This is a genomic window from Micromonospora sp. NPDC047620, from assembly GCF_043205005.1.
In the GTDB taxonomy this organism is placed as follows: Bacteria; Actinomycetota; Actinomycetes; order Mycobacteriales; family Micromonosporaceae; genus Micromonospora.
Map to the genome: position 1 here is coordinate 30680 of NZ_JBIDDG010000044.1, position 13237 is coordinate 43916.

Genomic DNA, 13237 nt, shown 5'->3' on the forward strand with positions numbered 1-13237 from the left:
CGCCGGTCGCCCGGACGGCGGTCAGCGCGGCGGCGTGGTCGGGGTTGCGGATCAGGTCGACGGCGGCACGCGGCGACGACTCGCGCGGTCGGCGGGAGGAGACCGGTCAGCCGCCGAAGGAGAGCCAGCGGAAGCCGGTGGCGCCCAGGACGGCCCGCTCCCGGGCGGTGAGGTCGGCCCGGCCCGTGGCCTTGCGGATCAGCGTGAGCCGGTCCCAGCCCAGCTCCGCCGGGATGGGCCGCCCGCCGGTGAGCAGGCCGGCGACGACCTCCGCCGCCCTGGGCGTCAGCCACGGCTCCCGGTCCAGCGCCGCCGCCAGGTCCAGGCCGTGCACCCCGACCTCCACCACGCGGGTACGCAGGAACTCGGCCAGCGCCATCGCGTCGCCGTGGCGGGTGCGCACCACCCGGCCGGGCGGCTGGGCGTCGACGGCGACCAGGGCGTCCCGCCAGGCCCGGTCGAAGTCGGCCACCAGGGCAGGGCCGTCGAGTTCCCGGGCCTCCCGCCGGCCACTGTCGACGCGGGCGGCGTCCACCGGCGGGGTGAACTTGGCCGCGCCGTAGTACGCGGCGGCGTCGACCTCGGCGCGGGGCGGGGCCGGCGCGGCGAGCATGTCGACCAGCCGCCCGGCGCCGGTACGCACGTGGGCCAGCAGCTCCCGCACGGTCCAGGGGCGGCAGTCGGTGGGGCGGTCGAGATCCGCCTCGTCGACGCCGCGCAGCACCTCGCCGAGCCGCGCGCACTCGTCCCGGAACGCCGCCCGTACCCGCTCCACCGGTCCTCCCCCGTCCGTGTCTGCCGCCCCGACCCTCTCACACCGCCGCTCGGCCGCGGCGTGGCCGTTTCGGCGGCCGCCAGGCGGGTACCCGCGGCGGGGTCGAGGAGAGGAGCGCCACCGATGGCCGGGATCATGCTGCGCAGCACCGCGTTCAACGACCACGACATGTTGCCGACCCGATTCTCCCGCGAGGGAGGCAACGTCTCACCGCCGTTGGAGTGGTCGCAGGTGCCGGAGTCCGCGACCGAGTTGGTCCTCTTCGTCGAGGACCCGGACGCCGGGAAGACCCCGTTCCTGCACTGGCTGGTGACGGGCATCGCGCCGACCGCGGCCGGGGCGCCCGAGGGTGGGGTGCCCCTGGGCGGCAGGGAGTGGCCCAACGACTTCGGCACTACCGGGTGGGGCGGGCCGCACCCGCCGCAGGGCGACGATCCCCACCGGTACTTCTTCCGGCTCTACGCGCTGGATCGGCCGCTGGAGCTGCCCGACACGCCGCACGCCGACGACGTGCACCGCACGCTCGTCCAGCGGGACATCGCGAGCGGGACGATGGTGGGCACCTACTCCCGCTGACGCGCGCAACGCCTGCCGGGAGGCTGCGTTCCGGGGCGGCCCTGTGCCGGGAGGCGGCAGGGCCGCTGTCAGCCCTGCCGGAGGCGGGCGGCGTGCCGGGCTCAGCCGTTGACGCGGGGCACCAGGCGGTGGACGGTGGCGAGCACCAGCGCCATCACCACGCCCATCGTCCCGGCGATGCCGGCGGCGCTGCCGGCGTACCCGACGAACAGCGGCCGGCGGGCCAGTTCGTCGGGCGGGATCGCGCGCAGGTCGAGCAGCCAGGCCAGGGCGAGCCCGCAGGCCACCGCCGCCAGCGCGCCGCCCACGCCGAGCACCGTGGCGGCGACCCGGTGCGCGTCGGCCGACTCCACCTGCGCCTGTTCGCGTTGCATGACCAGCAGCAGCAGCCCGGCCAGCGCCGCCCACACCCCGACCACCAGGAACGCCGCCACCGCGTCGCTGGGCCGGTGCCAGCCGGCGGAGAGGGTGGCGACCCCGGCGACCGCGGCGTAGCCGGCCCCGAGGAAGGCGCCGAGCGCCCGCACCTTGCGTGGCAGCACGAGCACCAGCGCCACCGCGACCGACGCGGCGACGGTGGCGTGGCCGCTGGGCAGGCTGTTGCCGGCGTAGATCCGCTCCGGGTCGATGCCGAAGTCCGGCCGGGCCAGTCCGTACTTGAGCAGCTGGGTGGTGCCGTTCGCGCCGGCGATTAGCAGGGTGGCCGTGACGGCGAGCGCGATGCGGCCCCGGATCAGCGCGATGAAGCCGATCATCGCGGTCGCCGCCAGCAGCGACACGACCGACATGGCGTTGAGGATCCGGTCCACCGGGCCGTCGATGCGGTCCTGACCGATCCGGTTGCCGGTCAGCGCGACGGTGTCGACCCACTGACCTGCCTCGATGTGCAGGGCGACCCGCCACACGGCCAGGAAGGCGGCTGCCTGAACGATCGCCAGGACGACCAACCAGACTGCGGTCCAACCCCTCGGCGTCGCTCGCACCCGCACACCGTAGCGGCCAGCCCGCCCCGGCCACCCGCTGGCCTGCCCACCGACGACGGATAGGTTGGGGGCGGACGTGAGGAGGTGGCGGGTGGTCAGCACACCGGAACGGGGGACGACCCCGGCGGACCGGCCGGAGAGCCTCGCCGACCTGCTCGGCGGGCGTCGGGGCGCGGTCGACGCCACTCTACCGCCGGTGGCGTTCGCGGTCGGTTGGCTGATCGGCGGCCACTCGCTGTGGGCCGGGGTCGGCGCGGCGGTCGTCACGGGCGCGGTGCTGGCCGGCTGGCGGTTGCGGCGGGGCGACCGACCGCGCTCGGTGCTGGTCGGGCTGTTGGCGGTCTGCGTGGCCGCGCTGGTCGCGTTGCGCACCGGGCGCGCCGAGGACTTCTTCCTCGTCCAACTGCTCTCCAACGCGGCGAGCGCGCTGGCCTGGGTCGTCAGTATCGCGGTGCGCTGGCCGCTGCTCGGGGTGGTGGTGGGCGTCGCGCTCGGGCAGCGCAGCCGGTGGCGGCGCGATCCGGCGCTGCTGCGCGCGTACGGCCGGGGCAGTTGGGTGTGGGCGGCGACCTACGTGCTGCGGGTGCTCGTGTTCCTGCCGCTGTGGCTCGGTGGCCAGGTGGTCGCGCTGACGGTCGCCCGGGTGGCGTTGACCTGGCCGCTGGTGGCGACCGCGCTGGCGGTGAGCTGGGTGGTGGTGCGCCGGTCGCTGCCGGCGGGTCACCCGGGGCTGCGGCATCCGGTCGTTCCGGCCGTCGTGGTCGCGGCGGAGAGATGAGGGAGAGGCCGCCACGGGGGGAGCGGCCTCTCCGGTGACGTACGTTACTCCGTCGCGGTCCCGCGCGTGATCCCGTGACGGCCTGTTTTTGCGGGCTTTTTCGCGCCCGTTGCGTATCCGGGTGGCGGGGTTGGTCGATCCGTTCCGCCGCGTCGGTCGGAGGGACGGTCCACCCGGCCTGACCGTGGGAGTCAGGCCGTCCGCCGACCGGGCGTCGACGTTCCCTCTCGCCCGGTCGACAGCTCCCGTGGCTATGCTGGGAGCGCTCCGATAAGGGGACCTGGGGCTGATCTCTGAGGAGGGCCGGGGTTCGGGGCGGAGCCAGCCGGCGCAGGCGGGCGACAATTGCCAGGTACCCGTCCGAGGGAGAGCAGTGGCTGACGTCGCTCCGATGGATCTTGTCGTTCTCGCTGACGATGAGGGGAACAGCGTCCGCATCAAGGTCCTCGGCCCGGAGCCGACATGGTTGGCGGGACTCGCTGGTGAGATCGTCGTTGAGACTCCTTTTGTGAGTGGCCGCACCAACCTGATCCTGAGCGCCTCCAAGTTGCAGGCCTGGGGCAACGCGCTGGACGGCCTCGACGCCGGCCAGGACATCGCATGGATGGAGATGGACGGAGGGCCTTCCGTCTTCATCCAGCTCACCGGCGATTGGGACTGCCCGGAAGTGGTCGTGAAGGACGAGTCATACTCCATGGTCACGGTCCGCGTTCCCATCGTTCTGCCCGCGGACTGGATTGCGAGCCATCGACGACGCCTCCGTGCCCTGACGGATTCCTGGAAGCGGCCCCAGTGAGGGTAGGCCTGAGCTTCAATTTGGAAGATCGTTTTCCGGCTGTCGTGATCTGTCCGGAACGCCTGCTCACCGGCGGTGTCGATGCCCGATCATGACCGCTGGGGACCGTTTGGGACCACCGAGCCCGCCATCGTTGATGCCATGGAGCTGACCTCCGATCCGGAGTTGGAGGCCCGGTTTGCGGAGTCGGCCCACCAGATCCTGGCGGACCTGGTCAGTGGAGGTGCTGCGCTGGGCTGGGTCGAACCACCCTCGCGGAACGAGGTGGCGCAACTTCTCGGCCACGTCGTCTCTGCGGTGCAGGCCGGGGATGCAGCCCTGCGTGTCGCTTACCTCGACCGTCGGCTTGTCGGGTTGGGGTACTGGCTCCGCTACGCCCGACCGACGCATCGGCCCCACGCCGATCTGGAGAAGGTCGCGGTAGAGCCTGCTGCCCATGGTCGTGGTGTCGGTCGGGCGCTGACCGCTGCCTTGATCGCTGACGCCCGGGAGGCGGCTATCGAGGTCCTCACCCTGGACGCCCGTGGCGACAACACCAATGCGCTGCACCTCTACCGGTCGCTGGGCTTCACCGAATACGGCCGTCTGCCCGGCTTCGTCGCCGTCGGCGAACGCCGCTACGACAAGGTCTTCTACATGCTGGACTTCCGCCAGCAAGGCTGACCGCTGCGTTACTGACCCACGCTCCTAGGTAGTCGACGACTCCGTCCATGGTGTGGACCGCATCGCGATCGGCTGATAGGCGCCGGCTCGGTCGACAACCTCGGCCGGCGTCAACTCGGGCACAACCGTGAAGATCAGATCCGAGATGTCCGGATAGCCCAGGTCGCGTTCGAGCCGGTCCAGCCAGTCGTTCAGCTCGGCGTCGCCTGCGTAGTCGAGCCGCATGATCCGCTCAACGAGGTGGATCGCCTCGTTTCGGGTCAGCTTTGCAGGCAAGCCGCCCTCCTCCGACCGGGGCTAATGGCACGCCAATGGCACGCCGCATGATCCTTGACCTTGGAACATCGAAGGACCGGGACTACGACGCGTTGTCTCCGGCGGCGCCGATGCGGCCCATCGATCCGACCATGCGGTCCGGTACGCCGCCGGCGGCGTGACGCCGTGGCCGAGCGATCCCGGCGTCACGCGGTACGCCGTTCGTCAGCGCGGCAGGGCCTGCTGCAGTTCCGCCCGCAGCGCCGGGGTGAGCATCTCCCCCGCCTGCTTGGCCAGCCGCGCCATCTCGTAGCCGACCACGCCGATGTCGGCGTCCGCGCCGGCCAGCGTGGCCAGGATCGACCCGTCGCGCACCTGCATGACCAGGAAGTAGCCGCGTCCCATCTCGACGACCGTCTGCTTGACCACGTCGCCGTCGAACATCTGGGCGGCGCCCGCGGTAATGCTCATCAGCCCTGACGTCACCGCGGCGAGCTTGTCGGCGTTGTCCCGGGGCAGGTGATCGGAGATCGCGACCAGCAGGCCGTCGGAGGAGACCACGATGGCGTGCGCCACTCCCGGCACCCGCTGTGTGAATCCGCTGACCAGCCAGCTCAGGTCGCGGGCCTCCTGGCTCAACGTCGTCATCGATCTCCTCCTTCGGGGCGCACGCCGGCGGGCGGCATGAAAATCTCGGTGGTGTCCTCGGCTTCGGCCCGCCGGACGCCGCTGTAGAGCCGGGACAGCATGCCGCCGACCGCCTCCGGGTCCGGGTCGTGGCGTGCCGCCGGCTGTTGCGGCCGCGCCGGCTGGGTGACGGCGGAGAGCTGGGCCATCGGCACCCGTACGGGCAGCCCGCCGGCGTTGGTCCCGCCGGTCACCGGGACGGCGGGCGGGGCGGGCGAGGTCCCCCGCACCGGGGCCGGCGCCGGGCCCTGGCGGGACCACCAGCTGCCGCCCGTGGGCGACCCGGCCGCCGCGCCCCCGGCCGCCGGCACGGGCACCTCCTCGGCCCGCACCGGCCGGGTCTGGTGGGGCACGGCGGCCTCCGGGCGTCGGCCGGCCACCGGCATCTCGTCCGGCGACAAGGCGCCGGCCCAGGCGACCGCGGAGGTCAGCATCCGCGCCGGGGCGGACGCGCCCGGCTCCGTCGCAGGCGTCGGGGCCAGCAGGTCACCGGGCAGCCGGATCCGGGCGACGAGGCCGGCGTTCGCGCCGCCGTGCAGCCGCACCTCGACGCCGAGCCGCGCGGCGAGATGGCTGACCACGAACAGGCCCATCCGCTCGACGGTCGCGACGTCGGCCGCCGGCGGCGTGGCGAGGACGGCGTTGGCCTCGGCCAGGGCGGCGGGGCTCATGCCGAGGCCCTCGTCGGCGATCTCGATGACCGCGCCGGGGCCCTCGGCCCCGGCGGTGACGGCCACGACCGTGTCGGGGCGGGAGAACGAGGTGGCGTTCTCCAGCAGCTCGGCGAGGACGTGGACCAGCTCACCGACGGCGTGGCCGACGACGTGCAGGTCGGCCACCGCCTCGTGGCGCACCCGCTGGTACTGCTCGATCTCGGCGCTGGCCGCCAGCAGCACCGCGCCGAGCCCCACCGGCCGGTTCCACCGGCGGGTCGACTCGGTCCCGGCCAGCACCAGCAGGCTGTCGTCGTTGCGCCGCATGCGGGCGGCCAGGTGGTCAAGCTTGAACAGGTTCTCCAGCTGGTCCGGGTCGCTCTCCTCGCGTTCCAGGTCGTCCAGCAGCTCCAGCTGACGCTCGACCAGCACCTGGCTGCGCCGCGCGAGGTTGACGAACATCGCGTTGACGTTGCGCCGTGTGGTGGCCTGCTCCACGGCGACGCTGACCGCGCTGCGGTGCACGGCGACGAACGCCTCGGCCAGCTCGCCGATCTCGTCGAGCGAGCGGACCACCGCCGGCGGGACCTCGATCGTGGGGACACCGCCGGTCACGGTGCGCAGCCGGTCCAGGGCCTCCGGCAGCTCCAGCTGGGCGATCCGCAGGGCCTGGCCGCGCAGCAGCCGCATGGACCGGGCAATGGACCGGCCGACCAGAACGGAGATGAGCAGGGCCACCAGCAGCACCGCGACGACCACGCCGACGACCAGCAGCGTCGTGCGCAACTGCGCGGCCCTCACCTCGTCGGCCTGTCGTACGGCGTCGTCGAGCACCGACGCCTCGACCCGGCGCAGCAGCTCCTGGCGCTGCTCGCTGGCCGCCCACCACTGTGGAGCGGGCAGCACGGCCGGCTGGGCGTCGCCCGTCGGCAGGCTCTGCTCCTCGAGCCGGGTGGCGGCCAGGAACGCCGGGTCTACGGAGGTCTCGTCGTAGCGGCCGATCTGCGCGGCCGTCGCGGCGACCCGGAACGCGCCCAGCGCGGTGAGCTGCTGGGCCCGCAGGTCGGTCAGGACCACCTGGTCCTCCACGCCGTACCGGCCGGACCGGGCGGCCTCGTAGAGCTGCGCGCGGACCCGGGAGGACAGCTCCTTGACGCGGGCGAGCTGGACGTAGCGCAGCACCGCGTCGCTGAGGGCGGGCTGGTCCTCGCCGGGAGACGGCTCGGCGAGGAGGCTGAGCAGCGCGTCGACGGCGCGGTGGTAGTTGCTGAGGATGGTGTCGCTGCCCAGCACCGCCGGGGGGATCGCGGCCCGGATGTAGACGACCTGCTGGTAGGCCTCCAGCACCTCGGAGTAGGCGACCCGCCAGGACGCGTCGGCGTCGGCCAGCGGCTCGGCCGCGCGGCGCAGCTCACGCAGGGCCTGGTCGGTGGCGCTCTGCAACGGTTTCAGCGCGACGATGGCCGCGTCCCGGTCGGCGCCCGCGCCGCTGCGCCGCAGCTCGCCCAGCTCGCCGGCGGCCCGGTCCCGCTCCTGCTGGAGCTGGTGGACCACGGCGGTGATCTGCCGGCCGATGCCCACCTGCTCGGCGAAGTCGCCGAGCGCGGTGGTCCGCCCGACCAGGGCGTGGGTCTGCACGCCGGCCAGCACCAGGAACGCCACCGACGGGATGACCAGCACGGTGGCGAGCTTGGTGCGCATCCGCCAGTCCCGCAACCGGAACGGCGAACGGCGCCGGTGCGGGACGACCCGGACGTCGAACCGGCGCCGGCGGTGGTGCGGCACCTCGCCCCGTGCCGGGCCCGGACCTGCGCCCACACCTGCCTCCTACGTCCCTCGCGTCCGCCGCGGCGACCCGGGGAACGGAGTCCATCCAATCAGGCCCGCGAGCTGTGTCAACGGGCCGGGCTGAGGTGCGGCTCAGGAGGGTGAGGCGGACTCGTCCGTCCGGCCGATGTCGGCGAGCCGGGTCGCGTCGCCGACGCGGCCCAGCGCGACCAGCGCCGCACCGCTCGCCCCGACCTCCGGGTTGCGCCCGTGCCACACGGGCCGGGGCGCGAGCGCGGCGGCGAACGCCGAACGCCACCAGCGTGAGGCGGCCACCGCTCCCCCGCCGAGCACCACCTCGACCGGTTTGTCGACGGTGGACTCCAGCACCGTGAGGTCCTCGGCGACCAGGTCGCACAGGCCCCGCATCAGCCCGGCCAGGATGTCCACGGCGCTGCTGCTGAAGCTCAGCCCCCGCAGCTCGCCGGAGCCGGCCGGCACCAGGCCGGGCGGCCGGTCGCCGCCGAAACGCACGTTCACCGGCAGGCGGCCGTCGGGCGGCAGCCGGGCCAGCGCTGCGTCCAGCTCCGCGCCCTCGGGCAGTCGCAGCTCCCGGTTGGCCCAGGCGAACAGGTTGCCGCCGGAGGAGTACGCGGCGCCGGTCACCACGTGGTCGTGGTCGACCCGGTAGCGCCAGAGCGTCTCCGGCACCGGGGGCAGCTCCTCGCCCGCCGGGCCGCGCTGCATCAGCCGGACCGCTGCCGAGGTGCCCACGGTCACCGCGACCCGGTCCGGGGCGACGCAGCCGGTGCCGACGTTCGACGCCGCGCCGTCGCCCACCGGCCCGGCCCACGGCGCGTCGGTGAGCTGGGGCCAGCGCCACGCGTACGCGGGCCGCAGCCGGCCCCGCCACCGCGCCGGGGCCAGCTCGGGCAGTTCCTCGGCCCGGCTGCCGGCCAGCGCGCAGGCCTCGGCGTCCCAGTCCAGGGTCCGCAGGTCCAGCAGCCCCGTGCCGGACGCCTGGGAGATCGACATCGGCGCGGCGTCGAGCAGCTCGCCCAGCACGTACTCGGCCAGGCCGGCGAACCGGGCGATCGGGCCGCCGGTGTGCTCCCGCAGCCACGGCAGCCGGATCGACCAGTAGCAGCGGTGCCACCACGTGCCCGTGCGCTGGTGGAAATCGTCCGGGTCGGCCGGCCCCGGCGCGCCGGGCAGGGCCGCCGGCCGGGTGTCCAGCCAGGTCAGCACCGGCCCGAGGGGCGCGCCGTCGGCGCCCAGGGGGACCACCGAGTGCCACTGCGCGGAGGTCGCCACCAGGGACACGTCCCGCAGGTGCCCCGCCGCGGCCAGCTCGTCCAGGCACTCGACCAGGCAGGCCAGGTAGCCGGGGCCGTCCAGCGTGCCGGTCCCGTCGTGGTGCACGACGAGGCTCACCCTGCGCCGGGCCAGCGCGCCGGGCAGCGGGCGGGCGTCCGCGTCCAGCACGAGCCCGCGTACCGAGGAGGTGCCCAGGTCGAGCGCGAGAATGTTCATCAGGCTCCTTCCGTGGATACCCCGGCCTTCAGGCCGGGGAGGAAACGGAACCTCCTGCGAAGCAGGTCTACAACCTGGCGTTGCACGCCCGGACCGAGGCGTGGTACCAGCGGCGGGAACGGGTCAACTACCACGCGACCAGCGTGATGCTGACCGCCTACAAGTGCGCCTGGTACGGCCGGAACCTGGTCGTGATCGACCGCTGGTACCCGTCGTCCAAGACGTGCTCGACCTGCGCAGCCGTCGCGGAGACCATGCCGCTGAACGTGCAGGCGTGGGCGTGCCGGTGTGGCACCACCCACGACCGCGACGTCAACGCGGCACGCAACATCCTGACCGCCGGGCTGGCGGTGACTGCCTGTGGAGCCGGTGTAAGACCTCAACGGGACTCCTCCCGAACGGGGCGATCGGCGACGAAGCAGGAAACCCCTGGGGCGACCCAGGGAATCCCCGTCCTTTAGGACGGGGGAGGATGTCAACGACGGCCAAGTTACCCGCTGCGCCGCGACCCGGCGTCCCAGCGGGTGGGCCGTACGCCCGATCGGCTTCCCGGCCCGTGGGCCGCCGCGTAGGGTGGTGCCATGCTCGCGCACCTGTCCTGCTGGTGGCCCGCCGACCCGGCGGCCATCCCCCGCGCGTAGCTTCCCCACGCGGCCGCCCGACGAGGCGGCCGCCGGTCTCTCCCCGGCCCTCCCGGTCGCCCCGCCCGGGTGCCGCCCGGCCCGAGGAGACCCATGACCCACCTGCCCGAGCTGCTGGCCGCCGTGGCCGCCGGCGCCGACCCCGGCCCGTTCGCGCTCGTCCGACGCGAGGGCGCCGACCACCTGGAGCTGTTCACCGGCACGGTACGCGTGGCGGAGCGGCTCGCCGACATCCCGCTGCCCGACGGGCCGCCCGGCCCCCGCACGCTGGCGCTGGTGCCCTACCGGCAGGTCACCGAGCGGGGCTTCGCCTGCGTCGACGACGGCGTGCCGCTGGAGTGCCTGGAGATCGCCCGGCACGAGCGGATCGGTCTGGCCGATGCCCTCGCCGCGCTGCCCGACGTGCCCGTGCGCACCGCCGGCGCCGGCTTCGACGTCAGCGACGACGCGTACGCGGCCACCGTCGGCCGGGTGCTCGCCGAGGAGATCGGGCACGGCGAGGGCGCGAACTTCGTCATCCACCGCTGCCTGCGCGCCACCGTCGAGGGGCCGCCGCTCGTCGCCGCGCTCGCCGCGTTGCGCCGGCTGCTGTCCGGCGAGCGCGGGGCGTACTGGACGTTCGTGGTGCACACCGGCACCCGCATCCTGGTGGGCGCCAGCCCGGAGCGGCACGTCAGCGTCGACGACGGGCTGGTCATGATGAACCCGATCAGCGGCACCTTCCGGCACACCGGCGCGGACGCCGACCGGGGCGCGCTGCTGCGCTTCCTCGCCGACCCCAAGGAGATCGAGGAGCTGTACATGGTGCTGGACGAGGAACTGAAGATGATGGCCACCGTCGCCGAGCACGGCGGCCAGGTGGTCGGGCCGTACCTCAAGGAGATGTCCCACCTGGCGCACACCGAGTACCTGCTCGCCGGCCGGGGCACGAAGGACGTGCGGGAGGTGCTGCGCGAGACGATGTTCGCGCCCACCGTCACCGGCAGCCCGATGGAGAACGCCTGCCGGGTGATCGCCCGGCACGAGCGCACCGGGCGGCGCTACTACGCGGGGGTGCTGGCGCTGCTCGGGCGCGACGACGCCGGCCGGCAGAGCCTGGACGCGCCGATCCTGATCCGGACCGCCGAGATCTCCCCTGCCGGCGACCTGCGGGTGCCGGTCGGGGCGACCCTGGTCCGGCACTCCACGGCCGAGGGCGAGGTGGCCGAGACGCACGCCAAGGCCGCCGGCGTGCTCGCCGCGCTGGGCCTGGGCCCGCAGGCCCCCGCGTCCGGCGCGCGCCCGCCGGTACGCCTCGCCGACGACCCCGAGGTCCGCGCGGCGTTGGCCGCCCGCAACGCGCCGCTGGCCCGGTTCTGGCTGGACCAGCGCGCCCCGGACGCGCCCGGCCTGCCCGGGTTGGCCGGGCGTCGGGTGCTGATCGTCGACGGCGAGGACACGTTCACCGGGATGCTCGCCCACCAGCTGGGCGCGCTGGGCCTGGCGGTGACGTTGCGGCCGTGGCACGCCGCCGGCCCCGTGGACGGCTACGACCTGGTGGTGGTCGGTCCCGGTCCGGGCGACCCGGGCAGCACGACCGAGCCGAAGATGGTCGCGATGCGCGGCCTGCTCGCCGGGTTACTCGCCGAGGGCCGGCCGACCCTGGCGGTCTGCCTGGGCCACCAGCTGCTGTGCGGCCTGCTCGGGCTGGCGCTGCACCGCCGGGACGCGCCCTACCAGGGGCTCCAGCGGGAGGTGCGGCTCTTCGGCACGCGGCGCCGGGTCGGCTTCTACTCGACGTTCACGGCCCGGGCGGACGCCGACCGGCTGGCCACCCCGTACGGGCCGGTCGAGGTGGCGCGCGACGGGGCGGACGGCGCGGTGCACGCGCTGCGCGGGCGGGGCGTGGCGGGGGTGCAGTTCCACCCGGAGTCGGTGCTCAGCCCGGACGGCCTGGCGGTCCTGGCCGACCTGCTGTCCGGGCTGCTGCCTTCCCCCGCCGGGAAACGGTCGACGGCCGGGGAACTGTCGACGGCCGGGGAACTGTCGACGGCCGGGGAACTGTCCGCGACCGGCGAGCGGTCGGCGACGGTGGAGCGTGCATAGCCGTCCCGATCGGGGGTAGGGCTGGGTGCGACCGGTGGTCCGGCGGGTCGAGAGCCCCCGTCCGGGCCGCCGGTCGCCGCCGGCTCAGCCGGCCAGGCCGGCCTTCAGTGCGACACCGATCTGCACCGCCCGCTTCGTCGTCAGGGCGGTGGCACCGAGGGCGATGTCGTCCGGCGCGGTCTCGCCGTTGTTGCTGGTGTGCGAAGCGCCGTACGGGTTGCCGGCGACGAACTGGCTCGGGTCGGTGTAGCCGGGGGTGACCACCACCCCACCCCAGTGGTAGAAGACGGTGAACAGCGACAGCAGGGTCGCCTCCTGGCCGCCGTGGGAGGTGGCCGTCGTGCAGAACGCGGAGTAGACCTTGTTCGCCAGGGCGCCCTGCGACCACAGCGGCCCGGTGGTGTCGATGAACTGCTTGAGCTGGGCGGCCATCACGCCGTACCGGGTCGGCGTTCCGAAGATCACCACGTCCGCCCAGGACAGGTCGTCCAACTGGGCCTCCGGGACGTCCTGGGTCTCCATGCGGTGCGCGTGCCAGCCGGAGTTGGAGCGGATCGCCTCGTCCGGCGCCAGCTCGCGCACCTTGCGCAGGCGCACCTCGGCGCCGGCCTCACCGGCGGCCTCGCAAGCCGCCTGCGCCATCTGGTACGTGATGCCGGTCGCGCTGTAGTAGATCACCGCGACCTTGGTCTGGGCAGCCATCAGGTGTTTCCCTCCTCATGTCGGGTCAGCTCCGGCGACTACCCGGTACTTGCGGCGTCAAACGGCGGGGACGCGACCCGGCCTACCCGACGTGCGAGATGCTGGGGGTTAACAACTGCTCGCGATTGAGTGGTCTCTAGCGCCCCTAGGGGCGCTATGGTGGCCGGGTGAATTTGAAGGAGTGGGCGGCATCTCAGGGCGTCGCGTATGTCACCGCGCGGCGGCAGTACGCGGCTGGGACGCTGCCTGTTCCTACTTACCGGCTGGGTCGACTCATCATGGTGGGCGAGCCGTTACCTGCTGCCTCGGCTGGCGTCGAGCGGGTGGTGGTGTACGCCCGGGT

13 protein-coding genes are annotated in these 13237 nt (G+C 74.0%); 6 read left to right on the forward strand and 7 right to left on the reverse strand.

What is annotated here, in order from left to right; all coding sequences use genetic code 11:
- Nucleotides 1-106: 106 nt before the first annotated feature.
- Nucleotides 107-775 carry a maleylpyruvate isomerase N-terminal domain-containing protein gene (locus ACGF5C_RS32220; protein ID WP_393307779.1) on the reverse strand — a complete coding sequence of 223 codons (669 nt, stop codon included), beginning with the start codon at nucleotides 773-775 and terminating at the stop codon, nucleotides 107-109.
- Between the two features lie 123 nt (nucleotides 776-898).
- On the opposite strand from ACGF5C_RS32220, the gene ACGF5C_RS32225 reads away from it, so the two are divergent.
- The gene (locus ACGF5C_RS32225; RefSeq protein ID WP_393307781.1) at nucleotides 899-1351 is read left to right on the forward strand and encodes a YbhB/YbcL family Raf kinase inhibitor-like protein; all 453 of its coding nucleotides are present in this window, start codon (nucleotides 899-901) and stop codon (nucleotides 1349-1351) included.
- Between the two features lie 101 nt (nucleotides 1352-1452).
- Here ACGF5C_RS32225 and ACGF5C_RS32230 read toward each other — a convergent pair whose 3' ends face one another.
- Nucleotides 1453-2340: a phosphatase PAP2 family protein gene (locus tag ACGF5C_RS32230; RefSeq protein ID WP_393307783.1), complete on the reverse strand. Its 888-nt coding sequence runs from the start codon at nucleotides 2338-2340 to the stop codon at nucleotides 1453-1455.
- A gap of 85 nt (nucleotides 2341-2425) precedes the next feature.
- Here ACGF5C_RS32230 and ACGF5C_RS32235 point away from each other — a divergent pair, with 85 nt between their 5' ends.
- The 3 genes from ACGF5C_RS32235 (at nucleotide 2426) to ACGF5C_RS32245 (ending at nucleotide 4571) form a co-directional block, all read left to right on the forward strand.
- Complete coding sequence (locus ACGF5C_RS32235; protein ID WP_393307785.1) at nucleotides 2426-3112, forward strand: DUF3159 domain-containing protein; 687 nt, start codon at nucleotides 2426-2428, stop codon at nucleotides 3110-3112.
- 373 nt (nucleotides 3113-3485) lie between these two features.
- Nucleotides 3486-3908, forward strand: coding sequence for a DUF5959 family protein (locus ACGF5C_RS32240; RefSeq protein ID WP_393307787.1), 423 nt, complete (start codon nucleotides 3486-3488; stop codon nucleotides 3906-3908).
- A gap of 141 nt (nucleotides 3909-4049) precedes the next feature.
- Nucleotides 4050-4571, forward strand: coding sequence for a GNAT family N-acetyltransferase (locus ACGF5C_RS32245; RefSeq protein ID WP_393307789.1), 522 nt, complete (start codon nucleotides 4050-4052; stop codon nucleotides 4569-4571).
- A 24-nt stretch (nucleotides 4572-4595) separates the two neighbouring features.
- Here ACGF5C_RS32245 and ACGF5C_RS32250 read toward each other — a convergent pair whose 3' ends face one another.
- From ACGF5C_RS32250 to ACGF5C_RS32265, 4 genes are all read right to left on the reverse strand, one after another.
- Entirely contained in the window at nucleotides 4596-4847 is a 252-nt protein-coding gene (locus ACGF5C_RS32250) for an e9imm peptide (protein ID WP_393307791.1), read from the reverse strand.
- A gap of 204 nt (nucleotides 4848-5051) precedes the next feature.
- On the reverse strand, nucleotides 5052-5474 hold the full coding sequence (locus tag ACGF5C_RS32255; protein ID WP_393268154.1) for a roadblock/LC7 domain-containing protein: 423 nt from the start codon (nucleotides 5472-5474) through the stop codon (nucleotides 5052-5054).
- Nucleotides 5471-7984: a nitrate- and nitrite sensing domain-containing protein gene (locus ACGF5C_RS32260; protein WP_393307793.1), complete on the reverse strand. Its 2514-nt coding sequence runs from the start codon at nucleotides 7982-7984 to the stop codon at nucleotides 5471-5473. The genes ACGF5C_RS32255 and ACGF5C_RS32260 overlap by 4 nt, the downstream gene beginning before the upstream one ends.
- A gap of 102 nt (nucleotides 7985-8086) precedes the next feature.
- Complete coding sequence (locus tag ACGF5C_RS32265; RefSeq protein WP_393307795.1) at nucleotides 8087-9466, reverse strand: FGGY family carbohydrate kinase; 1380 nt, start codon at nucleotides 9464-9466, stop codon at nucleotides 8087-8089.
- Nucleotides 9467-9546: 80 nt separating this feature from the next.
- Here ACGF5C_RS32265 and ACGF5C_RS32270 point away from each other — a divergent pair, with 80 nt between their 5' ends.
- Nucleotides 9547-9927, forward strand: a complete 381-nt coding sequence (locus ACGF5C_RS32270; protein WP_393307797.1) for a zinc ribbon domain-containing protein — start codon at nucleotides 9547-9549, stop codon at nucleotides 9925-9927.
- Between the two features lie 273 nt (nucleotides 9928-10200).
- A complete protein-coding gene (locus ACGF5C_RS32275; RefSeq protein ID WP_393307799.1) occupies nucleotides 10201-12192 on the forward strand; it encodes a chorismate-binding protein in 1992 nt (663 codons plus the stop codon).
- An 84-nt stretch (nucleotides 12193-12276) separates the two neighbouring features.
- On the opposite strand, the gene wrbA is transcribed toward ACGF5C_RS32275, so the two are convergent.
- Entirely contained in the window at nucleotides 12277-12894 is a 618-nt protein-coding gene (gene wrbA, locus ACGF5C_RS32280; RefSeq protein WP_357703889.1) for an NAD(P)H:quinone oxidoreductase, read from the reverse strand.
- Nucleotides 12895-13237: the final 343 nt, after the last annotated feature.